Origin of the sequence: Pseudomonas xantholysinigenes, from assembly GCF_014268885.2 — a bacterium.
GTDB classification, from domain to species: domain Bacteria; phylum Pseudomonadota; class Gammaproteobacteria; order Pseudomonadales; family Pseudomonadaceae; genus Aquipseudomonas; species Aquipseudomonas xantholysinigenes.
The window spans coordinates 4,190,940-4,213,388 of sequence record NZ_CP077095.1 but is presented as its reverse complement, the minus strand read 5'-3'; the positions used below and the strand labels follow the sequence as shown (position 1 = coordinate 4,213,388).

Here is a 22,449-nt window from a genome sequence, read left to right as displayed (position 1 = left end):
GAATGCCGAGGCAGTGCGCGGGGCGATGCCCCGCCGGCTTCATTCCTACGGAATTCATCGCAACGGAGGTGAAATGGGTTTCGAAATCATCAACATGGGCGCGGCGCCCACGGGCGTCGGTGGCGACACCGTGCGCACCGGTTTCGACAAGGTCAACCGCAACCTGGCGCAGCTCAAGGACCGCGCCCTGCAGCCCGACTACTCGACGTTGTCGGGCCAGTTGTACCGCGAGGTCGGGGTGATGGCCGTGTCCAACTACGTGAACGCGTTCACGCTCAAGACCAAGGTGCCCAGCGTCGGCGGCATTGCGCCGATCGTGCGTTTGCAGGGTTGCCTGGCCACCTATACCTCGCCGATCACCCTCGACCTGAGCTGGTACTTCTACGACGGCAAGATCGTCGCGGCGACCGCGCTGGTGAACACATCCTCGCGGGAGATGGCCACCCTGGCCGCCAACAATGGCCTGCAAATCATCCTTTATGAGGAAAACGGCCTGGCCAACCTGTACCTGAAATTTCCAGCCAGGGCGTACTACCCGCGCTTCGCGGTCAGTTGCCTGAATACCGGCGCGCTGGCGATGCCGGCAGGGCAGGAGGCGGACTGGGGCATCGTGGTCGATGGTCCGCCGCCGGCCGCCAGCCTGCAGCAGCTGCCGTTCACCATCGTCACCACCCTCAACACAGCCAACTGCAAGGTCGGCAACGACGGCACGATCAAGGTGGCCTGAATGCGCGCAATCATCACGCTGCTCAACGATGGCAGCACCTACGACATCACTCCGGCAGAGGCGCGACTGGCCTCGCAGGCCTTGGGCGAAGGCCGCTTCAAGGTCACCGGCAGCCAGGGCCTGGTGCCGTTTCCACCGACCAGTGTCGGCTGGGGCTACTCGCTCAGCCAGATGGACAGCAAGGCCGACGTCGCCATCGAGCACGACCCGGCCTCGGGCGACCTGCTGGTGACCGTGACCCGTGACGGCCAACCCTACCGGCTGGTCAGCACGCTGATGCTGCATGTCCTGGCCGACGACCTGCCGGACGTGCCGATCATCCAGTCGATGGAGGGATGAGGTGGGCATTTTTCAAGGAGACAGGACTTTGACGAACGAACAACAGGCATTGCTCGACATGCCGCTATGGCTGGTGATCGTCCTGGCCTTGCTGGGCGGCCTGTCTGGCGAAATGTGGCGTGCCGACAAGGCCGGGGCCCGCGGCTGGGCGCTGTTGCGGCGCCTGGCGCTGCGTTCCGGGGCCTGCATGGTCTGTGGCGTGTCGACGGTGATGCTGCTGTACGCCAGCGGCATGTCGATCTGGAGCGCCAGTGCTTTCGGCTGCCTGACCGCCATGGCCGGCGCCGATGTCGCCATCGGCCTTTATGAACGCTGGGCGGCGCGCCGCCTGGGCATCGAGCAACCGGTGGCCGGCAGCGACGCCGACGACCGTGGACGCTGAAACAGGAGCCCCGCATGAACGAAACACAGCTTGACGCACTGCTGCAGGCGCTGGGCAACCAGGCCGCGGTGCAGACCGCCCTGGGGCAGTCGATCGAACGCCTGGCACTGAGCAACGAACAACTGGTGGCGTACCTCAAGAGCCGTGAACCGGACCCTGACGCGCCACCCTATCTCGACGGCTCGAAGCCGGCCTGAGGCTTTCCCTTCATCCGCAACACCCGACCGTCCGCGATTTCCCGCGACGGCTTTCATCATGTTCAAGGAGAACACCCCTATGTCGATTCTTACCCAAGGCACCCAGATCTACGCACTGGTTCCACCGCTCTCCGGCACTGGCCCGCTCAGCGTGCTGGAAGTCGAGCACGTGACCTCGTTCGAGCCGGGCGGCGCGCCGGCCGAGCAGATCGAGGACACCACCCTCGACGCCGCGGAACGCACCTACAAGAAAGGCCTGCGCACCCCTGGCACCGCCACCCTCGGCCTGAATGCCGACCCGACCAACGCCAGCCACATCCGTCTGCACCAGCTCTCCGAAGCCAAGGGCAGCACCACCGTCAAGTGGGTGGTGGGCTGGTCCGACGGCAAGGATGTCGCGCCAACCGTCAACAGCAAGGGCGATGGTTTCGAGCTGCCGGCCACCCGTACCTGGTTCGCGTTCGAAGGCTATGTGGCCGATTTCCCGTTCAACTTCGCCCTCAACTCGGTGGTCACCACCTCGGTGAGCATCCAGCGTACCGGTGGCTCCACCTGGGCGAAAAAGGCCTGATCCCGGAGAACTGAATGAACATCAATCAACTCAAGGCCCTGGGCGGCATCGTCGACAGCCAGCGGGTGCGCAAGGAAGTCCTCTGGAACCGGCCTGACCCGCAGTCCGGCGAGGTGCAGGCGCAGAGCCTGGTGGTGCATGTGCGCCGTCATTCGTTCGGGGTGATCGAGCGCCTGTTCGCCGAGCAGGAGTCGTCCCATAGCCGCAACGCCCATTATCTCGCCGCGTCGATCAGCCTCGGTGAGGAGGGCGAGGAGCCGCTGAGCGTCGAGGATGCCTTCAATCTCGAGCCATCCCTGGGCTTCGTGCTGCTCAACGCCATCAATGAAGTCAACGGCACCGGAAACACCCCGGCAAAGAACTGACGGCCGCCGATGAGTTCTGGCACGAGCTGGTGCTCAACGGCATCGGTGGCCGCACGATCAGCGAGGCCAAGGAACGGCTGAGCTACGCAGAAGCCAGGGACTGGGCGCAGTACCTCCAGCGTCATGGCTCACTGCACGGCGGTCGCCGCTTGGAGGCCAGCATCGCCATGCTGGCGCTGCAGGCCAACCATCAGGCCGGTGGCACCGCCGAGTTGATCGATTTCATGCCTCACGAGCGGCGCCAGGGGGTGTCGCTCGAGAGTGCCATGCAGCAGTGGTGCTGATGCTCGGCACCACCTTCTTCACGAAACCCGCCACGGCGGGTTTCACCATGATCAGGGAGTAGGCCCATGGCAACCAACCTTGCCAGTTTCAGCCCGACGATCGACCTCTCCAGCCTCGAACGGGCACTGTCCAGGGCTTCGGCCCTCAGTGACCGCACCCTGCGCGAGATGCAGAAGAACGTCGAGGCTTTCAACCAGAAGTACCTCAAAAGTGTGGGCGCCGTCGCCGACTCGAGCCTGGATATCTCGAGGAAGGCGCTGGATCGCTTCCAGTCCGCCTACACGCCACCGACCTGGGAGCAGGCGGTGCAGGACGCCCCCGAGCGACCCTATGGCGAGGCGTTGCGCAAGCAGCACGCCAGTGCCGAGCTCGAAGTGGCGAAGATGAGCATGAGCAAGCGCCAGGGCGGGCTGGCTGACCAGCTGTTCAAGGTGGACGAAGGCTACTACGCCGAACGGGCCCAGTTCGAACAGGCCAATCCGTTGGGCGCCGCAGGCCCCGATGGCGCCAACTACCAGCAGCAGCTGGAGGACATGCGCAGCCGGCATGCCGACATGACCAACCAGGTGCTCAACGACTACGACATGATGAGCCAGGCGCGCGGCGACTGGATGGTCGGCGCGTCCGCAGCCTGGGAGGAGTACCTGGAGACTTCCAGCAACGTCGCGGCGCAATCGCAAGCCGTCTTTGCCAGTGTCTTCGACCGCATGGGCACCGCCGTGCAGACCTTTGCCACCACCGGCAAGCTGTCGTTCTCCGACTTCGCCAAGTCGGTGATCGCCGACATGGCCGCGCTGGCTGCCAAGACTGCAGCCTCCAAGGCGCTGAGCAGCTTGCTCGGGTTCGGCATGAACCTGGTGGGCTCGTGGTTCAGCGGTGGTTCCGCGCCAGCCGCCACCAGCATGACCGTGGGCGGCAGCACCACCACCTTCGTCCCGCAGCTCAACGCTTCGGGCGCTACCTATGGCGGTTCCGCCTTCGCCAAGGGCGGCGCCTTCAGCAACGGCGTCGCGACCACGCCGACCCTGGCGCCGATGGCGCTGTTCGGCGAAGCCGGCCCCGAGGCGATCATGCCGCTGACCCGCGGCGCCGATGGCGCACTGGGCGTTCGCGCCCTGGGTGGCGGCTCGGGCGCCAGCCACAGCAGCGAAGTGGTGATCCAGCAGACCATCAACGTGGCCGCCAGTGACGGCAACGCCGCGGCGGGCGAGGGCAACACCCAGCGCCTGGCCAACGCCTATGCCGGCGCCGCCCGCCAGGGCGCCAGCGAGCAGATTTCCCGCGAGCTGATGCCGGGCGGGCAGATCTGGTCGGCCATTCATGGCCGCTGAGCAAGGAGAACATCACATGGAAACCTTTACCTGGAGCCCGAAGACCGAACCGACCGGCACCGTGGAATACCGCGTGCGCACGGTGCAGTTCGGCGATGGCTACCAACAGGCGGTGGCCGATGGCATCAACAATCGCAGCCAGTCCTGGCCGCTGGTGTTCATCGGTGACGAGACCAAGATCCGCGCGATTGCCGAGTTCCTCGACCGTCATCGCGGCAGCCGGGCGTTCCGCTGGACCGCGCCGCTGGGCCAGCCCGGCCTGTACCGCTGCAAGGGCTACCAGCCGACCGCCAAGGGCGGCGGGCTGTACAGCATCAGCGCGACGTTCGAGCAGGCCTTCCACCCATGACCGAGGAGAGCCGACATGGCGTTGATCAATGACATCCAGAAACTCGAGCCGGGCGCGGAAATCGTCCTGTTCGAGATCGACGGCAGCGAGTTCGGTGCCGACACCCTGCGTTTCCATGGTCATGCCATCACCCACGAGCCCGACGTCGTCGCCGCGGCAGGCAATGCGCAGGCCGACCTGCCGGCGCGGTCGATCTGGTGGCAGGGCAACGAGTATGCCGCCTGGCCGGTGCAGATCGACGGCATCGGTGCCAACAGCAACGGCCGGGCCACGCGGCCGAAGTTCACCGCCGGCAACGTCGACGGTCGGGTCACGGCCCTGTGCCTGGCCTTCGAAGACCTGCTCAAGTTCAGGCTGACCGTGCGCCAGACTCTTGGCCAGTACCTGGATGCGCGCAACTTCGCCGCTGGCAATGCGCAGGCCGATCCTACCCAGGAAGCCTTGGAAATCTGGTTCCTCGACCAGAAGACCCAGGAAGACGACGAGCAGGTGCAATGGGAGCTGTCGTCCCCCGGCGAGATCGACAACCACGGCCTGCCGGGCAGGCAGATGACCGCCTACTGCCACTGGGCGATGACCAATGGCTATCGCGGGCCGAACTGTGGCTACACCGGCAGCTTGCGTTTCGACGACGAGGACCGCCCCACCGACGATCCGGCCAAGGATCGCTGCAAGGGCGGGCTGAGCTCGTGCAAGCTGCGCTTCGGCGAAGCGGCCGAGTTGCCCCACGGCGGCTTCCCGGCCGTTTCGCTGATCGCCCGGAGCTGAACCATGGCACCGGACCTGCTTGAGGCGATCCGTCGCCATGCCGCCGAGGATTACCCCCGCGAAGCCTGTGGGCTGGTGCTCGAGCGGGCAGGGCGGCTTGAATACCAGCGCTGTCGCAACACCGCCAGCGACCCCGGCGAAGAGTTCCGCATCGACCCGCACGACTACGCGGCGGCGGAAGACCTCGGGGATATCGTCGCGGTGGTGCACTCGCACCCCGATGCCAGCAGCTTGCCGTCCCCTCGCGACCTGGCCATGTGCGAGGCCACCGCCTTGCCCTGGCATATCCTGTCCTGGCCGGAAGGCGACCTGCGCACGATCCAGCCCAAGGGCGCCACGCCATTGCTGGGGCGCCCCTTCGTGCATGGCCTGTGGGACTGCTGGCAGGTGTGCGCCGATTGGTACCAGCGCGAGTGGGGCCTGACGTTCCCTCACTATGCCCGCGAGGACGGCTGGTGGGAGGATGCCCAGGGCCCGAGCCTGTACGAGCAGGCTTATGCCAAGGCGGGCTTCGTCGCGGTGGACAGCCCCCAGCGTGGCGACATGCTGGTGATGGCCATCGGTCGCACCGCCCACCCCAACCACGCGGGCATCTACCTGGGCAGCGACCCGCGCCTGCCGGACGAACCCTGGACGCCCACCGGCGCCGGCCCGTTCCTGCTGCACCACTTGTATGGGCGCCCCAGCGAGGTGATCGTCTTCGGCGGGCCTTGGCTGGATCGCACGCGGCTGGTGTTGCGCCACCGCGATGCCGTGGCCGGCGATTGAGCGGCTTTCGTTTCCAGCAGATTTCCACAGGAGGCCCTAGATGGCTGCATCCGTGATCCATGCGCCAGGCCCGACCACCATCAAGTTGTCCGGTGTGCTGGCGCGCAAGTTTGGCCGCGAACACCAGCGGCGCCTGGACAGCGGCCAGGCGTGGGAGGTGTTCCGCGCCTTGCGCAATACCCTGGACGGTTTCGAGGAGGAGATCCGCCGCCTCGACCGGCTGGGCATGCGCTTCGCGATCTTCCGCAATCGCCGCAACGTCGACAGCCAGGCCTTTGCCCTGGGCGGTACCCATGAGTTGCGTATCGTCCCGGTGCTGGCCGGCAGCAAGCGCGGCGGCATCCTGCAGACCATAGTCGGCGCGGTGATGATCGTCGGCGGCCTGTATTTCGGGCAGACCTGGGCAGTGCAGATGGGCGCCGGCCTGATGGCCGGTGGCGTCATGCAGATGCTCAGCCCGCAGCCCAAGGGGCTCAAGCTCAGCGCCAGCCCGTCGAACACCCCGGGCTATGCCTTCGGTAATGCCCGCAACACCGTCACCACCGGCCTGCCGGTGCCGCTGTGCATCGGCAAGCGGCGCTGGGGCGGGGCGATCGTCAGCGCGGCCATCTACGCCGAGGATCGTCTGTGATGGCCGGACATCATCGGCTCAACGCGGCGCCCCCTGGCCGCCGCCATTCGCAGAAGGAGTTGCCATGTCAGCAGCCACCATTCATTCGCCGCTGACCCGGGTCAGGCTCGGCGGCCAACTGCGCCAGTTCGGCACGACCTTCGAGCTGGCGGTGAACACACCGCGCGAGGCGATCAAGGCCTTGTGCGTGCTGGTGCCTGGTTTCGAGCGGTTTCTGGCCAATGCCCGCTCGCGTGGTCTGGAGTTCGCCGTGTTCAACGATCGCCGCAATGTCGGCGAGGCGGAGCTCGGTTTCCAGGCCCGGGAGGAGATCCGCATCGTCCCGGTGGTCGCCGGCAGCAAGCGCGCCGGTACCCTGCAAACCATCGTCGGCATCGTCATGATCGCCGCTGCCGCCATCTACAGCGGTGGCGTCGGCGCGGCCTTCGCCTCGGAGGGCACGGTGGGCTTCGTCGCCAACATGGGCGCGGCCATGGCCCTGGGCGGCGTCATGCAGCTGCTCAGCCCGCAGCCCAAGGGCCTGAGCATGAGCCAGGCGCCGGAGAACACCCCGGGCTATGCCTTCGGCGCGGCGCGCAACACCACGGCATCCGGCAACCCGGTGCCGCTGTGCGTGGGCAAGCGGCGCTGGGGCGGCGCCATCATCAGCGCGGCGATCTACGCCGAGGACCGGCTCTGAGCACCAGGGTCACCCTGCCAGTTACAGCGCCATAGCCGGCCTGAATCCCCGGCCTTATTCATCCAACCGCCTCGGAGGCGGTTTTTTTACGCCTGGAGGAAGACATGGGCGAAACCAACAGACCCGTGATCACCGGTCGCAAAGGTGGTCAGAAGAAGCCCAAGACCCCAGTCGAGGCACCGGACAGCCTGCGCTCCATCGCGGTCGCCAAGATGCTCCTGGCCATCGGCGAGGGCGAGTTTGCCGGCACCCCGACCGCCCGTGACATCTACCTCGACGGCACGCCGTTGATGGACGAGCAGGGCAACTACAACTTCCCAGGCGTCAAATGGGAATGGCGTACCGGCTCGGTGGAGCAACCCCATATCCCCGGCATTCCGTCGGTGGACAACGAGATCAGCCAGGGCATCGAACTGCGCAGCGACAAGCCCTGGGTGCATGCCATCGATGACACCCGCCTGTCGGCGGTGCGCCTGCGCTTCGCCTGGCCGGCGCTGCAGGCCATGGACAGCGCCGGCAACATCAACGGTCATCGCATCGAGTATGTCGTCGAAGTCGCCACCGACGGTGGCGCCTACCAGGAAGTGCTCAAGGACGCGGTGCACGGCAAGACCACCAGCACCTACGAGCGCACCCGGCGCATCGACCTGCCCAAGGCCTCGACCGGCTGGACCCTGCGCGTGCGCCGGCTGACGGCGAACCAGAACAACAACAAGGTCGCCGACACCATGCAGCTCGCCGGCCTGACCGAGGTGATCGACGCCAAGCTGCGGTATCCCAACACCGCGTTGCTGTACATCGAGTTCTCCGCCGAGCAGTTCCGCAATATCCCGGCCGTGACCGTGGAATGCCGTGGCCGCAAGTGGCCGGTGCCAAGCAACTACGACCCGGACAGCCGCGCCTACATCGGCGTGTGGGATGGCACCTTCAAGGAAGCCTGGACCGACAACCCGGCCTGGGTCACCTATGGCATCTGCACCAACGATCGCTTCGGCCTGGGCCGGCGGATCAAGCCCTGGATGGTCGACAAGTGGGAGCTGTACCGCATCGCCCAGTACTGCGACCAACTGGTGGCGGACGGCAAGGGCGGCCAGGAGCCGCGCTTCATCTGCAACCTCAACCTGCAGAGCAAGGCCGAGGCCTGGTCGCTGCTGCGCGACATCGCCGGCATCTACCGTGGCATGACGTATTGGGCCCAGGGCCAGCTGTACAGCCTGGCCGACATGCCGCGCGCCACCGACTTCGATTTCGCCTACACCCGCGCCAATGTCATTGGCGGCAAGTTCAACTATTCCAGTGGCTCGGAACGCAGCCGCTACAGCCGGGCGCTGATCAGCTACGACAACCCGCTGAACAGCTACGACACCGATGTCACGGTGGTTACCGACGAGAAGCTGCAGCGCCGCTACGGCGACAATCCGCTGGAGATCAGCGCCATCGGTTGCACCCGCGAGTCCGAGGCCCAGCGCCGAGGCAAGTGGGCACTGGCGACCAACGCCCGTGACCGGGGCATCAGCTTCCGGGTCGGCATGGACGGGCGCATCCCGCTGCCGGGCTTCGTCATCCCGGTGGCCGACGAGCTGCTGGCCGGGCGCGCCATCGGTGGGCGCATCGCCGTGGCCAGTGGGCGCCAGGTCACCCTTGACCGCGATACCCAGGCCAAGCCGGGCGACCGGCTGATCCTCAACCTGCCCGATGGCACCTGCGAGGCGCGCACGGTGGAGGCCGTCGCCGGACGCCGGCTGACCCTGACCGCCGCCTACAGCGTCGCCCCCGAGGCCGAGCTGGTCTGGGCGCTGGACGCGCCGGACCTGAGCGTGCCGCTGTACCGGGTGACCAGCGTGTCGCGTCCGGAGCCTGGGATCTACGAGATCAGCGCGGTGCAGTACGAGCCGAGCAAGTTCGCCCACATCGACAGCGGCGCGCGGCTGGAAGAGCGGCCGATCAGCGTCACGCCGATCAACCTGGTGCCGCCGCCGAGCCAGGTCAGCCTCAGCAGCAACCACGCGGTCAGCCAGGGCCTGGCGGTCAGCACCCTGACCATTGCCTGGCCCGCAGTGCCCGGCGCGGTGGCCTATGAGGTGGAGTGGCGCAAGGACGATGGCAACTGGGTCAGCCTGCCGCGCAGCGGCGCCACCAGCGTCGATGTCGTCGGTATCTATGCCGGCGACTACCTGGCGCGGGTGCGTTCGATCAGCGTCGGCGAGATCACTTCGATCTGGAAGCTGTCCGAGCTGACCACGCTGCAGGGCAAGGTCGGCACGCCACCGGCGGTGGCTGAGCTGCTGGCGACCAGCAAGGTGTTCGCCATCGCCCTGAACTGGCGGTTCCCGGAAGGGGCCGGCGATACCCAGCGCACGGAAATCTGGTATGGCACCAGTGCCAATCGCGCCGACGCGAAAAAACTCGGCGACTTTGCCTACCCGCAGGCCGAGCATGAGCTGCAGGGGCTGGCCGCCGGCGCGCAGCTGTACTTCTGGGCGCGCCTGGTGGACCGCAGCGGCAACGTCGGCAAATGGTTCCCGGACGGCACCGGCTTGCGTGGCCAGTCCAGTGCCGAGCAAAGCGACTATGACCGCTACTTCTCCGGCAAGATCAGCGAGTCGGCGCTGGGCAAGCACCTGTTCGAGCGTATCGAGCTGATCGACGGCACCGGCAACGGTTCGGTGAACCAGCGCCTGCAAAGCCTGAACAGTGACGTGCAGGCGCGCCTGGACGATGTCGGCCGGGCCGCCAACGCGCTCAGCTACGACCCGGCCAAGACCTACGTGACGGGCGATATCGTGCGCCAGGCCCAGGGCCTGTACCAGGCACTCAAGGCCGTGCCGGTGAAGATGCCACCGCCGAGCGCCGCCTATTGGCTGGACATCGGCCAGGTGGTCAAGGACAGCAACGGCCTGGCGGCGCGGATGAGCAAGGCGGAAAGCCAGATCACCGCCGCCGAAGGCGTCAACACGGTGCAGAACACCCAGCTCACCGGGCTGCAGAGCGCCCTCACGGGCAAGGCCGACGCCGCGGCGCTGACCACCCTGAGCAACAAGGTCAGCGAGGCCCAGGGCAAACTCGACAGCCAGGCCACGGCCATAACCGGCCTCAAGGCCGCGCTGGGCCAGCAGCCGGACAACCTGGTGATCAAGGGCGACTTCGAGGATGGCGACGCCCAGCCCTGGACCTTCGATGCCAAGCTGTATCCGGCGCCCGCAGTGGTCGTCCCGGCCAACCTGGCCGGCACCCGCTATGGCAAGGCCATCGCCTTCTATGGCAACAGCTTCTGCGGCACCGGCAACAACATCCTCTGCGCCTCGGACGAGCAGTTCGACCTGGCGGCCGAGGTCAGCGCCGACGAGATGGCGGCTGGGCAGACCGCGCAGCTGCAGATGCAGTTCTACGACAAGGACAACAAGAACCTCGGCTACCCGGTCGCCTTCAGCTTCCCGGCGGCCAGCGCCCAGGGCTTCCGCAAGCTCGGCGGGCGGGTCAAGGCCCCGGCCGGCGCGGTCAAGGGACGTATCCTGACCCGTACCGAGCCGGCCAATGGCACTGGCCGTTCGCTGTGGTGCAACATCGTCGCCCGCCGCGTCACCCAGGCCGACAACGCCAACGCCAGCGCCATCAGCGAGTTGGGCGCGACGGTCAGCCAGCAAGGCCAGACCCTGGTCGCCCAGGGATCGTCCATCACCGACCTGACCAGTCGCGTCGGCGATGTGGCGGGCCAGGCGGCGGGGCAGGCCAAGGCCATCACCACCTTGCAGACCCAGGCGACCCAGCTCGATGGCAAGGTCACCGCCCAAGGCACCCGCCTGGACGGCATCTACGCCCAGGTCAACCCGCCGTTGGCGGGGAGCGGCAGCGACCTGGCGGGCTCGACCCAGACCTTCGTCGGCGTGTGGTCCGAGCAATCGGCGCGCATCGAGGATGGCCTGGCCATGGCGCGCAAGCTCGACACCGTGCAGGTGCAGCAAGGCCAGACCAACGCCTCGGTACAGCAGATCAGCCAGGCGCAGGTCGGGATCGACAAGAAACTGTCGACGATGTGGTCGGTGAAGATGGAAGTGACCAACGATGGCCAGTACGTGGCCGCGGGTGTGTCGCTGGGCATCGAGGACAAGCAGAGCCGCTTCCTGGTTCGCGCTGACAACTTCTCGGTGGTCGGCACCCAGGCCGGTGGCCAGCTGTTCACGCCGTTCTCGGTGAACAACGGCCAGGTGTTCATGAACTCCGCGTTGATCCAGGACGGCACCATCAGCAGCGCCAAGATCGGCAACGTGATCCAGTCGAACAACTACGAACCCGGAAAGACGGGCTGGCGCCTGGACAAGAGCGGTGCATTCGAGATCAACGGCTCGGTCGACGGCCAGGGTCGCCTGGTGATCACCAACCAGCTGATCCAGATCTTCGATGCCAAGAACACCCTGCGCGTGCGCATGGGTATCTGGGGGTGATGCATGAAGCTCGGTCTGCAAACCTGGAATGAAGACGCGAGCCCGAACCTGGACACCAGCAACCGGCTGGGCACCTTGCTCGGCTCGGTGGTGACCGGGACCCGCGCCGGTAGCCTGATCGTGCCGGAGCTGGCGCGTGGCGAGCCGTTCTACTTCTTCCACCCCGACGCATTGCCGTCGCGGCCACCGAGCTACCAGCTGCCCTACGAGCTGATCTATCCGGTGGTCAAGCTGCAGGGGCAAACGCTCAGCTGGAGCTTCCCGGCGTTTCGCTTCACGGGGGCTTATGCGCAGTACGGCTACAGCGTCTCGGTGGAAATCATCTATGGGGTGTTCTGATGGGGCTGGAAGTCTTTGCCGACGGCAATCACATTCAACTGACGGGTAACAACCCGGTGCTCAGCCTGGTGCACAAGCGCACGGTCGCGCTGGTCGAAGGGTTCGATCCATTCAACCGCACGCTGATGGCCGGCGCCGATGTGACCTTGCCCGCCCACGGCGTGCTGTTGCTGGGGGATACCCAGGGCCAGTACATCTCGGTCGAGTACGGGCTGGGGCACAAGGATGTGGTTCGGTTTGCCTGTTTCAATCCCACAGTCATCACCATCTATGTGTTCGCCAAGGCGCCGATCATGCCAAGCCAGTGGGGGCTGCAGAGTTACTCGGCGAGCGGTGAGCTGCTGTATGACTCCAGCCACAAGACCTTGCGCATCGCCTATGCCGGGCCGGTGACCAAGGCCGGGATGGATTTCCCGGTGGTGCCTGGCAACACCTATGCCGCCGGGCTGGCGTACTACCGGCGCTACTACCTGGTGCCGCCATTCCACACCACGACCTTTGTCCAGCGCGACATGATCCGTGTCGACCACGGCAGGGTCAGCCTGGGGCGGCGCCTGGCGGTCATCGAGGACAGGAACTGGTCCGACGAGATGTTCCTCGAGCCCAATGCCAGCATTGCCGACCCGGAGCCCGGCCCCATGGCGCCGCTGATCATTGCGAGCGTTTCCGGCTACTGACGAGCGTGCTCGTTCCTCAGTGCCACCTTCCTCCAATCCGTTCGCCAGCCAGAGGCGGGCGAACGGCCCAGCATGGAAATACACATGGCCAAGCAGATTATCAACCTCGGCACCGCCCCCGGCGGGGCCGGCGGCGACACCCAGCGTTCCGCCTGGGTCAAGGCCGTCGCCAATTTCGATGAACTCTACCAAGCCGATGCCGACTTGCAGACCAGCAAGGCAGCCGCGGGCAACAACACCGATATCAAGGCGCTGACCGGGCTTGTCACACCTTTGACCCTCGCCCAGGGCGGCACTGGCGGCAAGAGCGCCGTTGAGGCCCGCGCAGCATTGGGCCTGGGAACTGCCGCGACCCGCAACGTCGGGCTGGTGGCAGGCAACGTGCTGGAAGTCGGGGCGTTCGGGGTCGGCGGCAAGTCGTCGCCCTACAGCGATTCGATCAACCGCATGGAAGGCGGTTTTTCCCTGATCACGCCGAACACCCAGTACGTCGGGGCTACGGGCATCTCCTATGGCTCGGTGCTCACGGTGCCCTACAGCGAGGCTGAGTTCCGCGGCGCGCAGCTGTTCTTCGGGCAGTCCCCCGAAGCCCGCCTGGTGCTGCGCTCGGGCAGCTTCGCCACGGCCACCTTCAACGTCATCTACCACACCGGCAACACCACCCGTGCCGCCGATGGCACCCTCAAGGCGATCTGACCATGACCCGAGCCGCAATCAACCTCAACGGCCCGACCGGCGAGGTCATCGATGTAACATCGCTGGGGCGCAACGCGATCACCAGCCACAAGGCCGGCATCGGCGAATACCGGGTGTTGGGCACCCTCGGCATGGCGCCGCCACCGGAAGGCTGGGGCTATGTCATCAACCCGCTGGATACGGGGGTCGAGGTGCGTATCCGGCATGTCGCCCCGACGCTGGAAATCAGCATCAGCCGCGACGGTGTAGCAGTCGACCTGCTGCACAGCCTGACCTTGCATGTGGCCGTCGAGCCTTTGCCACCCGAGCCGCTGCCCGAGCCCCGTCCCGACCCGCTGGCCGCCGCCCTGGGCGAGATCGCCAGGCGGCGCGCCCAGGCCGACCAGGTCATTGCCCCGCTGCAGGATGCCGTCGACCTGGAGGAGGCCAGTGCTCTTGAACTGGACAACCTCAGGGCCTGGAAGCGCTACCGCGTGGCGCTCAACCGCCTGCCCGACCAGGACGGTTTTCCTGAAACCCTCGAGTGGCCATCCGTACCGCAATGATCGCCGCTTGCCTGCATGAGGAATCGCCCATGAGCGAACTCTCCACACTCACCGCGACGCTGACGGCCAGGGTGCGCGAAGCGATACCGGCGCTGGCCTCGGTCGACAGCCATGATCGCGTCGACACCACGCCCGCGCTGCCCGCATTGCGCCACGGCATCTTGCGCATGACCGCGGACGGCGCGCCGCGCGACGGTCGTTCGGTACTGCTCGCCACCTTCGAGGCCGACATCACCCCGGACCCAGCCCAGCCCGAGGCGCGGCTGCAGGGCAGCGAGCTGGCCGCGCAGCTGATGGACCTGCTGCGCCAGCAGCTGTGGGGGCTGGACTTCGTCGAAGCCTGCCGCAATGTGCAGGGGCAGTATGACGGCGCTGGCTGGAAGGTGCGCTGGGAACAGCCAATCCTGTTCGGCGAGCCGCGCTGGGACTGGCCCGACCAACCGCCTGGCAGCCTGCTGCTGGGACTCGACCCGGACACCGGCCCTGGTAATCAGCCCGCCTATTGGGCACCGGAGGGCCTGGCATGAGCTACGCCACGGCGATGCACGACCGCATGCTGGCGTGCCTGGTGATTCCTTGCTCGGTGGTGGCGGTGGACCTGGCGGCGGCGCGGGTGCGGGTGTCCGACGGCGACTGGACCAGCGCCTGGGTGCGCTGGCACAGCCAGGCCGCAGGCAAGGCACGGCACTGGCGGGCACCGAGCCTGGGCGAGCAGGGCGTGCTGCTCAGCCCCAGTGGCGAGCCGGCGCAAGGCACCTTCGTGCCCGGCCTGTACGGCAATGCCGGCGGCGCCGCGGACACCCGCGACCATGTCGAAGTCTGGCGCTTCGAGGATGGCGGCTCGCTGAGCTATGACTGGCAGGCCGGGCGCTACGACATCCAGCTGCCCACCGGCAACGCCACGATCAAGGTCGGCGCCAGCACCCTGGTGGTCAACGATGGCGCCATCACCCTCGACGCCGCCGCCATCACCCTGACCGGCAAGGTCACGGTCAATGGCCCGTTGCTGGTCAGCGGCGACATCAACGGCGGCGGGCGGATCATCGACACCGCCGGCAACACCGCCAATCACAAGCATTGATACCCACTGCCTGTCCGTCCATGGGGCTGACTGGCTGGGTCAGGACATGGAACAGAGGGCTTGCATGGCACAAGGTTTCGAAAGCTACAACGCTGACGGGTCGTCGAATACCCGTATCACCGACCGGCTCACCCGGATCCTCGGCACCATCGGCCCGGTGAGCGCGGCAGGCGCCATCACGGTCCCGGCATTCGCCCAGGGTACCCCGTGGACGGCCATTCTCCAGCGCAACACCACCGGTGGGTTCAACCCGTTCCGCTGCATTCAGGCGACGGTCAGTGGCACCACCCTGTCCTGGAACCTGAGCGGGCTGGCCGGCTGGGCCATCCAACCGGCCACCATCGTCTACGGGGTGTACTGATGCCAGGGGGGCTGCAGGTACTCAACGACCAGGCCGTCATCCAGATTGACGGGACCTTCCAGAATCTGTGCCTGGTGGCCAAGGGCACGATCAGCACCACGACCGGCAACCAGTCGCCGTATCCCTGGGCGCGGTTCGCCCGGATCGACTATCCGGTGGCCGGTCGTCAACCGATCATTGCCTTTCATACCCAGGGCTGGGCGTGCTACCTGGTCGATGACAGCGGCTTCAAGGTATTCGGCATGCCAGGTTCCGGGGCGAGCAAGGACCCGCTGGTCGTCGAGTACTTCATCTTCGACCTGCCGCAATACGCCCAGGCCTTCGGCGACGTCGGCCTGCAAGTCTGGAGCGAGCAGGGCGTCGAAGTCTTCCACAGCAAGAACCGCTACATGCGCGTCGTCGGAGCGTATTCCGTCAACATCGCCTACGACACGACCTACACCGGCTCGGTGCCGGGCGGCATCAAGCTGGCCGTGGCGCTGGGCGTGCAGAGCGTGGGCTATCTGTCCGAGCGCATTGGCACCAACGCCCAGATGGGGCTCGCCGTGCGCATGTGGCAAGGCCAATGCCAGACACCCGCCGCCGGCGGCAGCTATCTGATCAGCAACAGACTCATCACCGCCTTTGCCGGGCCAGGCCTGGGCAGCAACCAGGGCTCGGTTGGCGCCTACAACAACGGCTTGGTTCTGGACGTTACAGGATACTAGGAGGTCATATGCCACTCGATCTGGTCAAACTGGGAACCCCTCCCGTTGGCGCGGACGGTGACGTTGCGCGCACCGCATTCACGCGGATCAACAACAACTTCAAACTGATGGACGACATGGGGCTGACCGCGCCCATTGCGCCGACCCGGGATATTGCCGACCTCAACCAGGCCACCAGCCCTGGTTGGTACAGCGCCTTGAGCGGAACCGCGAGTCACCTGCCGCCAGGGATCAGCTATCCGCTGCTCTGTGTAGCGCAGACCGCCGTCGGGTTCGTGGTGCAGACCGCGCTCGACCCGATGACCGGCAAATCGGCGCACCGAGGCTTCAATGCCAATACCCAGACCTGGAGCGACTGGCGGATCACACCCGCGTCGTCCGATCTGGGCACTGCGGCCTTCGCCGCACTGACCACATCCACCGGCGACTCCACGACGGGCCGGGTGTTGAAGGTCGGCGACTTCGGGATTGGCGGTTTCACCCCCGGTGTGCTGGAGAGTGACATCGATACGCTGCGCTCCACCGGTGACTATTACGTCGAGGGCAGGGGGCTGAACATCCTGCCATTCAACACCAATGGTTACCTGCGCGTCTGTTCGGTGGCGGGCGCGTATTCCATGCAGTCGTTCACCGCCTACAACGACAGCAGCATCTACCAGCGAATGCTGATCAATGGCAGCTGGAGCGGGTGGTACGAGAAGTGCGCGCCGACCACGCGCTTGAGTGTTTCCAGCAACCTGAACTTTGAATACAACCGTGATTGCCAATTCGTCGACACCACGGCCAACCGACCTGTCTTCATTGCCTATGGCGTCGTGCGCACCCTGTGGCGACATGCCAACAGCGAGTGCGTGCAACTTGCCTGGTCCGTGACCAATGAGCTGACGGCCATGCGCCGGGTGATCGGTGGCGCCTGGACAGCATGGGCCAACACCACGCCGATGGGCACCGTCGGGCAGGGCTGGCAAGCGACCGCCAGGGCGCTGAATACCTCATACGTGAATGACAGCGGACGGCCGATCCAGGTCAAGGCGCTGGTCGGTCCCGCCACGCAGATCAACTCGTACCTGCAATGGGTCGTCAATGGCGTCACCCTTCCAGGGTCCTACAGTGGCGCGGCGGGGCAGTACATCGACAGTGGCGCCATCATCGTGCCGACCGGCGCGTCTTACGGTCTGTTTGGCAGCAACAACCCCGGCCCGCTCAACAGTTGGGTGGAAATGCGCTGACAGGAGCTCGAAATGTTTGATCCACAGATGAAGTACTACCGCGATGAGCCCTGGGATGGCCTGGCCATGATCCACGCCTTCAAGGCCGATGGCGCGCAGGACGAGCATATCGGCAAATCACTGGTGCCGATGACCGAGGCCGAAGTCGAGGACTACTACCGGCGGACATTGACGCTCGATCCGCTCGGTGTTGCCCAGGCCGAGATTCTGCGTTTGCGTGGTCTGGCCGATAGCGCCATCGCCCCCTTGCAGGATGCTGTCGATCTCGATGACGCCCGCGAGGCAGAGGCCGCTCGACTGAAGACCTGGAAGCGCTACCGCGTGGCGCTGAATCGCCTGCCAGAGCAGCCCGGATATCCCACCGAGATCGATTGGCCGGCACTGCCGTCCTGAGCCCGTCGAATCGAGATCCAAGCCCGCAGCCGCGGGCTTTTTCATATCAGGAGAACGTCATGCATATCCACGCTAGGGATGTGCCCGGGACAGGAGGTGCACCATGATCGGCATGGACCGCCGCACCGGCCAACCCTTGTCGGGCGTCGCCCACCTGCGTCAATCCATCGAGGACATCCTCACCACCCCACTGGGTAGCCGGCGCATGCGCCCCGACTACGGCAGCCAGCTGCGCCGCTACGTCGACCTGCCGGTCAACGAAGGCTGGAAGAGCGCCGTGCAGGCTGAAGTGGCCCGTGCCCTCGGGCGCTGGGAGCCACGCCTGCAACTGGACCGGGTCAAGGTGGTGGCCGTGCTCGATGGCCAGGTCAGCCTGGCCTTGAGCGGCCGTTACCTGGGCGACGACGCGCTGGTGGAGGTGACCGTATGAGCCAGGTCGACCTGTCGAAACTGCCCGCCCCGCAACTGCTCGAAGACCTCGATTTCGAGGCCCTGTACCAGGACGACCTGGCCAGCTTCCGCGCCCAGCTCGGCGACGCCTGGAGCGCCAACCTGGAAAGCGACCCGGTCACCAAGCTGCTGGAGGTCGGCGCCTACCGCAAGCTGCTCAACCGCGCACGCATCAACGATGCGGCCAAGGCGCTGCTGCTGGCCTATGCCCAGGGCGGCGACCTGGACCAGCTGGCGGCCAATGTCAGCCTGCAACGCCTGGTGATCCAGGCGGCGGACCCGAGCACATTACCGCCCACCGAGGCGATCCTCGAATCCGACGATGCCCTGCGCGAGCGGGTGCAACTGGTCTACGAAGGCCTGACCACCGCCGGCCCGCGCAACAGCTACATCCTCCATGCCCGCAACGCCTCGGGGCAGGTCGCTGACGCGACCGCCGAGAGCCCGTCGCCAGCGGTGGTGGACGTTACCGTGCTGAGCCTGGACAACGACGGCGTGGCCAGCCCCGAGCTGCTGGCGCAGGTAAACGCCTACCTCAACGACGACGACATTCGCCCGGTCGCCGACCGCGTCAACGTGCGCAGCGCCGAGGTGCTGCCATACCGGGTCGAGGCGGTGTTGCACATGGCCGACAACGGCCCGGAATACGAGACGATCCTCGCCGAGTGCCGCCGGCGCTTGCAGGCCTGGGTCAACCCACGTCGGCGCCTGGGCGTCGAGGTCGCCCGCTCGGGCATCGACGCGCAGTTGCACATCGATGGCGTGAGCCGGGTCGAACTGGTCGGTTGGAGCGATATCCGCCCAAGCAAGGCCCAGGCGGCCTGGTGCACCGGCATCGACCTGAGGCGGGGTGAGTGACATGCACAGCCTGTTGCCGCTCAACCGCACGCCACTGGAGCGGGCCATCGAAGTGGCCGCCGACGAGGACCTCAAGGTCGCCCTGCGCACTCTCTACAACCCTGACACCTGCCCGGCGCACCTGCTCTACCAGCTGGCCTGGGCCTGGTCGGTGGACCGCTGGGACGACCGCTGGAGCGAGGCGATCAAGCGCTCGGTGATCCGCTCGGCGTTCTTCGTCCACGCCCACAAAGGCACCCTCGGCGCCCTCAGGCGGGTGGTCGAGCCGTTCGGCTACCTGATCGAGGTGCAGGAATGGTGGCAGGCCGAGCCTGCCGGGGTGCCGGGGACCTTTGCCCTGAAGGTCGGGGTGGCGGACAGCGGCATCGACGAACAGACCTACCAGGAGCTTACCCGCCTGATCGAGGACGCCAAGCCGGTAAGCCGGCATCTGGTCGGTCTCGACATCAGCTTGGAAAGCCTCATCCCCGCGTATCAGGCTGTTGCTCTCTATGAAGGTGAGCTGCTGGAGGTGCATCCCTGGCAGGCATCGGACATCGATGTGCATGTGGGTGCCTACAACCTGGTGAGCGACCAAACTCTGGACATACTGGACATCTACCTCAATGGCTAACTCAACCACGCAATTCGGTGGGTTCCTGACCAACGTGGGCATTGCCCAGCAGGCCAACACCGCCGTGCTGGGGCTGCCCTGGAACATCACCCACATGTTGATCGGTGATGCCGGTGGCGAGCCTTCGCAAACGCCGGACCCTACACCGAAACCTACCCAGACCGCGCTGGTGCGCCAGGTCTACCGGGCACAACTGAACGCCCTCTATCAATCGCCCGCCGATCCCGGCGTGCTGGTCGCCGAGCTGGTCCTGCCGCCGGAAACCGGCGGCTGGTGGATCCGCGAGCTGGCGTTGGAAGATGCCAACGGCAACTTCATCGCCGTGGCCAAGCCGGCGCCCAGCTACAAGCCGCTGCTGGCGCAAGGTTCTGGACGTACCCAGACCATTCGCATGCACGTGGTGTTCGGCAATCTCGCCAACGTCACGCTGAAGGTCGACCCGAGCATCGTCCTGGCCACTCGCGATTACGTCGACAAGGCCCGCGAAGCGGCCGAGCTGTATGCGCGCAATCAACTCAAGACGCACCTGGAGGCAGCCGACCCGCACCCGCAGTACCTGCGTCGCGCCGACGCGGCAAAGGACGTCGGACCGCTGGCCTGGCTTGGTGTTGCCACCGGCACCGCCGATGCCTTGACCCTGAAGCTCAAGAGCGGCGAGTCGGCCCTGGCAGCCTATGCCCCTGGCCAGCGCTTCCAGTTCCAGGCCAGCGCCACCAATACCGGTGCCGTGACGGTACGTATCAATGGCTTGGCCGCTGTGGCAGTGAAGAAGTCCGGCAATGCAGGTCTGGTCGACCTGGTAGGCGGTGACATCCGTAGCGGTGTCCTGTACGACCTGAACTACGACGGAACCTGCTTCCAGCTCGGCGGTGGTGTCGGTGCCAGCAAGGCGTTCGAGCGTTTCTCGTTCGAGGCGTCAGTCGGCCAGACCGTCTTCAACCTGGCGCATACCGTCGGCAGCACCATCGTGCTGCGCAATGGCCGTGAGATCACCGACTACCTGTCCGATGGCCTGAAGATCACCTTCAAGGCACCGTGCAGCCTAGGCGAGGCGGTCGAGATCCTGGCGTTCAGCTCGTTCTCAGCGGCCAACACCTACACCAAGGCCGAAGTCCAGACGCTGCTGACTACTGCTTCGGCGCTGCCAGTCGGCAGTATGTTGCCGCTCCCCAAGGGCACGGTGCCGCCGGGGTTTCTGGAGGTTGACGGTAGCGTGCAGAGCGTGACGGTTTACCCAGACTTGGCCGCTTATCTGGCCGGCTCGTTCAACAAAGGGGATGAGCCGGCGGGTTACTTCCGACTGCCGGACTCGCGGGGCGAGTTTCTGCGCGGTTGGGACCATGGGCGGGGGTCGATCCGGGCAGGGGGTTGGGAGCTGGGCAGCCGACTCTCTGCTCGACCACTACCATGCGGTGTATTCCGCCGAGCCAGGCTTTGGGAAGCTGCCGATTGACGCCAATGTCGTCGGAAGTGCTGGGGATCTGGGGTCGATCGTCAAGCCCGCCGGCAGCTCCGTTCTCGATGCGACTCTCACCTCGAACGTGTTCCTCCCAAATGCCGCGAAAGGCGGTAAGGAAACTCGCCCCCGCAGCCTAGCAGTCATGTGGTGTGTCAAGGCCTGGAACGCGCCGGTGAACCAAGGGCAGATCGACGTCGCGGCCCTCGTTGCCGAACTGACAGCGCTGCGCTCCTCGACACCAGTTGGTGCGATCCTGCCGTTCCCAAAGGCCGAGGTACCAGCCGGTTATCTCGAGCTCGATGGCAGCCTTCAAAGTGTGGTGTCCTACCCGGATCTGGCGACTTATCTGGGCACGACTTACAACACGGGTAGTGAACCAGCGGGCTATTTTCGGCTGCCTGATTACCGAGGGGAGTTCCTTCGCGGCTGGGATCATGGCCGAGGTGTTGATGCCGGCCGAAATATTGGATCGCAGCAGACGGGCAGTCTGCAGACACTCGATTCAACAAATGTTACGCCGACCGTAACGGGCCTGTTTAACGCGACCATCACGCCTGAGTCCAGTGCGCGCGCTGCCTTTGGGCTCGATCCGGCGAATCCGGTGAATTTCCCATCTGTTAGCTACAGCGGTGTTACCGGGACGGCGGGAACGCTTGCGGCGGAGGGGCAGAATTTTGGGGTGACCCGGCCCCGTAACTTGGCAGTGATGTGGTGCATCAAGGCCTGGTCGGCACCCGTGAACCAAGGTCAGATCGACGTAACCGCATTGGCTGCCCAACTCGGCCAGGCAACCGAGGCGAAGCTTGGGATCGCCAAGATCGCAAGCCAGGGGCAGACCGACGCCGGCGACAGCGACGAGGTAATCGTCACGCCGAAAAAACTGCGCAAAGGTTTCTCGCTGATGACCGGGCCACGATCTTTGTGCCTGGCACTGCCGTCTTGGCTCGGGGGGTACATCCTCCAGGTGGCCAAGACAATCCCCGGTGGGGTCACTGCCGGTGGGCAAGCGGTGCAAGTGTCCTGGCCGGTGGCATTCCCCAACGAATGCCTGCTTGCCATCGCCAGCTGTGATCTGACCGGCACTTCCGCAACCACTATCAGCGCGTCTGTGTTCAACGTTTCCCTGGGTACAGTAGGTATCGCGCTTACAAACACTGGGGCAGGCCAGGCAACGAATGGGACCTACATTTTCGGGATTGGACGGTAG

Annotated in this window: 29 protein-coding genes; all 29 read left to right on the top strand. The window is 65.8% G+C overall.

The window, feature by feature from the left end; genetic code table 11:
* The first annotated feature begins 73 nt into the window (after positions 1 to 73).
* A complete protein-coding gene (locus tag HU772_RS18815; protein ID WP_186660080.1) occupies positions 74 to 727 on the top strand; it encodes a hypothetical protein in 654 nt (217 codons plus the stop codon).
* Positions 728 to 1,066: a hypothetical protein gene (locus tag HU772_RS18810; protein WP_186660082.1), complete on the top strand. Its 339-nt coding sequence runs from the start codon at positions 728 to 730 to the stop codon at positions 1,064 to 1,066.
* 28 nt (positions 1,067 to 1,094) lie between these two features.
* Positions 1,095 to 1,448, top strand: a complete 354-nt coding sequence (locus HU772_RS18805) for a phage holin family protein (RefSeq protein ID WP_186660084.1) — start codon at positions 1,095 to 1,097, stop codon at positions 1,446 to 1,448.
* A gap of 14 nt (positions 1,449 to 1,462) precedes the next feature.
* Positions 1,463 to 1,645, top strand: a complete 183-nt coding sequence (locus tag HU772_RS18800) for a hypothetical protein (RefSeq protein WP_186660086.1) — start codon at positions 1,463 to 1,465, stop codon at positions 1,643 to 1,645.
* A gap of 79 nt (positions 1,646 to 1,724) precedes the next feature.
* Complete coding sequence (locus HU772_RS18795; protein ID WP_186660088.1) at positions 1,725 to 2,216, top strand: phage tail tube protein; 492 nt, start codon at positions 1,725 to 1,727, stop codon at positions 2,214 to 2,216.
* A 14-nt stretch (positions 2,217 to 2,230) separates the two neighbouring features.
* Positions 2,231 to 2,581, top strand: coding sequence for a phage tail assembly chaperone family protein, TAC (locus HU772_RS18790; RefSeq protein WP_186660089.1), 351 nt, complete (start codon positions 2,231 to 2,233; stop codon positions 2,579 to 2,581).
* A 29-nt stretch (positions 2,582 to 2,610) separates the two neighbouring features.
* Positions 2,611 to 2,865, top strand: coding sequence for a phage tail assembly protein T (locus HU772_RS18785; protein WP_186660091.1), 255 nt, complete (start codon positions 2,611 to 2,613; stop codon positions 2,863 to 2,865).
* A 66-nt stretch (positions 2,866 to 2,931) separates the two neighbouring features.
* A complete protein-coding gene (locus HU772_RS18780) occupies positions 2,932 to 4,197 on the top strand; it encodes a phage tail tape measure protein (protein WP_186660093.1) in 1,266 nt (421 codons plus the stop codon).
* A gap of 16 nt (positions 4,198 to 4,213) precedes the next feature.
* Positions 4,214 to 4,546: a phage tail protein gene (locus HU772_RS18775; protein ID WP_186660096.1), complete on the top strand. Its 333-nt coding sequence runs from the start codon at positions 4,214 to 4,216 to the stop codon at positions 4,544 to 4,546.
* Positions 4,547 to 4,561: 15 nt separating this feature from the next.
* On the top strand, positions 4,562 to 5,314 hold the full coding sequence (locus HU772_RS18770; protein ID WP_186660098.1) for a phage minor tail protein L: 753 nt from the start codon (positions 4,562 to 4,564) through the stop codon (positions 5,312 to 5,314).
* Positions 5,315 to 5,317: 3 nt separating this feature from the next.
* Positions 5,318 to 6,082 (top strand): C40 family peptidase, encoded by a 765-nt coding sequence (locus HU772_RS18765; protein WP_186660100.1) that lies wholly within the window; start codon positions 5,318 to 5,320, stop codon positions 6,080 to 6,082.
* Between the two features lie 40 nt (positions 6,083 to 6,122).
* Positions 6,123 to 6,713, top strand: a complete 591-nt coding sequence (locus HU772_RS18760) for a tail assembly protein (RefSeq protein WP_186660102.1) — start codon at positions 6,123 to 6,125, stop codon at positions 6,711 to 6,713.
* A gap of 64 nt (positions 6,714 to 6,777) precedes the next feature.
* Positions 6,778 to 7,392 carry a tail assembly protein gene (locus HU772_RS18755; protein WP_186660104.1) on the top strand — a complete coding sequence of 205 codons (615 nt, stop codon included), beginning with the start codon at positions 6,778 to 6,780 and terminating at the stop codon, positions 7,390 to 7,392.
* Positions 7,393 to 7,496: 104 nt separating this feature from the next.
* Positions 7,497 to 11,834: a TipJ family phage tail tip protein gene (locus HU772_RS18750; RefSeq protein WP_186660105.1), complete on the top strand. Its 4,338-nt coding sequence runs from the start codon at positions 7,497 to 7,499 to the stop codon at positions 11,832 to 11,834.
* A 3-nt stretch (positions 11,835 to 11,837) separates the two neighbouring features.
* Complete coding sequence (locus HU772_RS18745; RefSeq protein ID WP_186660107.1) at positions 11,838 to 12,173, top strand: hypothetical protein; 336 nt, start codon at positions 11,838 to 11,840, stop codon at positions 12,171 to 12,173.
* Positions 12,173 to 12,850 (top strand): hypothetical protein, encoded by a 678-nt coding sequence (locus HU772_RS18740; RefSeq protein ID WP_186660109.1) that lies wholly within the window; start codon positions 12,173 to 12,175, stop codon positions 12,848 to 12,850. Before HU772_RS18745 ends, HU772_RS18740 begins: the two co-directional genes overlap by 1 nt.
* Before the next feature lie 84 nt (positions 12,851 to 12,934).
* Positions 12,935 to 13,546 carry a hypothetical protein gene (locus tag HU772_RS25325; RefSeq protein WP_186660110.1) on the top strand — a complete coding sequence of 204 codons (612 nt, stop codon included), beginning with the start codon at positions 12,935 to 12,937 and terminating at the stop codon, positions 13,544 to 13,546.
* A gap of 2 nt (positions 13,547 to 13,548) precedes the next feature.
* The gene (locus tag HU772_RS18730; protein ID WP_186660112.1) at positions 13,549 to 14,091 is read left to right on the top strand and encodes a tail fiber assembly protein; all 543 of its coding nucleotides are present in this window, start codon (positions 13,549 to 13,551) and stop codon (positions 14,089 to 14,091) included.
* Between the two features lie 29 nt (positions 14,092 to 14,120).
* Positions 14,121 to 14,618 (top strand): hypothetical protein, encoded by a 498-nt coding sequence (locus HU772_RS18725; RefSeq protein ID WP_186660114.1) that lies wholly within the window; start codon positions 14,121 to 14,123, stop codon positions 14,616 to 14,618.
* Positions 14,615 to 15,172: a phage baseplate assembly protein V gene (locus tag HU772_RS18720; protein ID WP_186660116.1), complete on the top strand. Its 558-nt coding sequence runs from the start codon at positions 14,615 to 14,617 to the stop codon at positions 15,170 to 15,172. The genes HU772_RS18725 and HU772_RS18720 overlap by 4 nt, the downstream gene beginning before the upstream one ends.
* 64 nt (positions 15,173 to 15,236) lie before the next feature.
* Positions 15,237 to 15,533: a hypothetical protein gene (locus HU772_RS18715; protein ID WP_186660118.1), complete on the top strand. Its 297-nt coding sequence runs from the start codon at positions 15,237 to 15,239 to the stop codon at positions 15,531 to 15,533.
* Positions 15,533 to 16,240, top strand: coding sequence for a hypothetical protein (locus tag HU772_RS18710; protein WP_186660120.1), 708 nt, complete (start codon positions 15,533 to 15,535; stop codon positions 16,238 to 16,240). The genes HU772_RS18715 and HU772_RS18710 overlap by 1 nt, the downstream gene beginning before the upstream one ends.
* Positions 16,241 to 16,248: 8 nt before the next feature.
* Positions 16,249 to 17,469 (top strand): pyocin knob domain-containing protein, encoded by a 1,221-nt coding sequence (locus tag HU772_RS25030; RefSeq protein ID WP_186660137.1) that lies wholly within the window; start codon positions 16,249 to 16,251, stop codon positions 17,467 to 17,469.
* Between the two features lie 12 nt (positions 17,470 to 17,481).
* Positions 17,482 to 17,862 (top strand): tail fiber assembly protein, encoded by a 381-nt coding sequence (locus HU772_RS25110; protein ID WP_186660122.1) that lies wholly within the window; start codon positions 17,482 to 17,484, stop codon positions 17,860 to 17,862.
* Positions 17,863 to 17,965: 103 nt separating this feature from the next.
* Entirely contained in the window at positions 17,966 to 18,292 is a 327-nt protein-coding gene (locus tag HU772_RS18695) for a GPW/gp25 family protein (protein WP_186660124.1), read from the top strand.
* On the top strand, positions 18,289 to 19,170 hold the full coding sequence (locus HU772_RS18690; protein ID WP_186660126.1) for a baseplate assembly protein: 882 nt from the start codon (positions 18,289 to 18,291) through the stop codon (positions 19,168 to 19,170). The genes HU772_RS18695 and HU772_RS18690 overlap by 4 nt, the downstream gene beginning before the upstream one ends.
* Position 19,171: 1 nt before the next feature.
* Positions 19,172 to 19,783 carry a phage tail protein I gene (locus HU772_RS18685; RefSeq protein WP_186660128.1) on the top strand — a complete coding sequence of 204 codons (612 nt, stop codon included), beginning with the start codon at positions 19,172 to 19,174 and terminating at the stop codon, positions 19,781 to 19,783.
* On the top strand, positions 19,776 to 21,236 hold the full coding sequence (locus HU772_RS25020; RefSeq protein ID WP_225923054.1) for a phage tail-collar fiber domain-containing protein: 1,461 nt from the start codon (positions 19,776 to 19,778) through the stop codon (positions 21,234 to 21,236). Before HU772_RS18685 ends, HU772_RS25020 begins: the two co-directional genes overlap by 8 nt.
* The gene (locus HU772_RS18670) at positions 21,196 to 22,449 is read left to right on the top strand and encodes a phage tail protein (RefSeq protein WP_225923053.1); all 1,254 of its coding nucleotides are present in this window, start codon (positions 21,196 to 21,198) and stop codon (positions 22,447 to 22,449) included. The genes HU772_RS25020 and HU772_RS18670 overlap by 41 nt, the downstream gene beginning before the upstream one ends.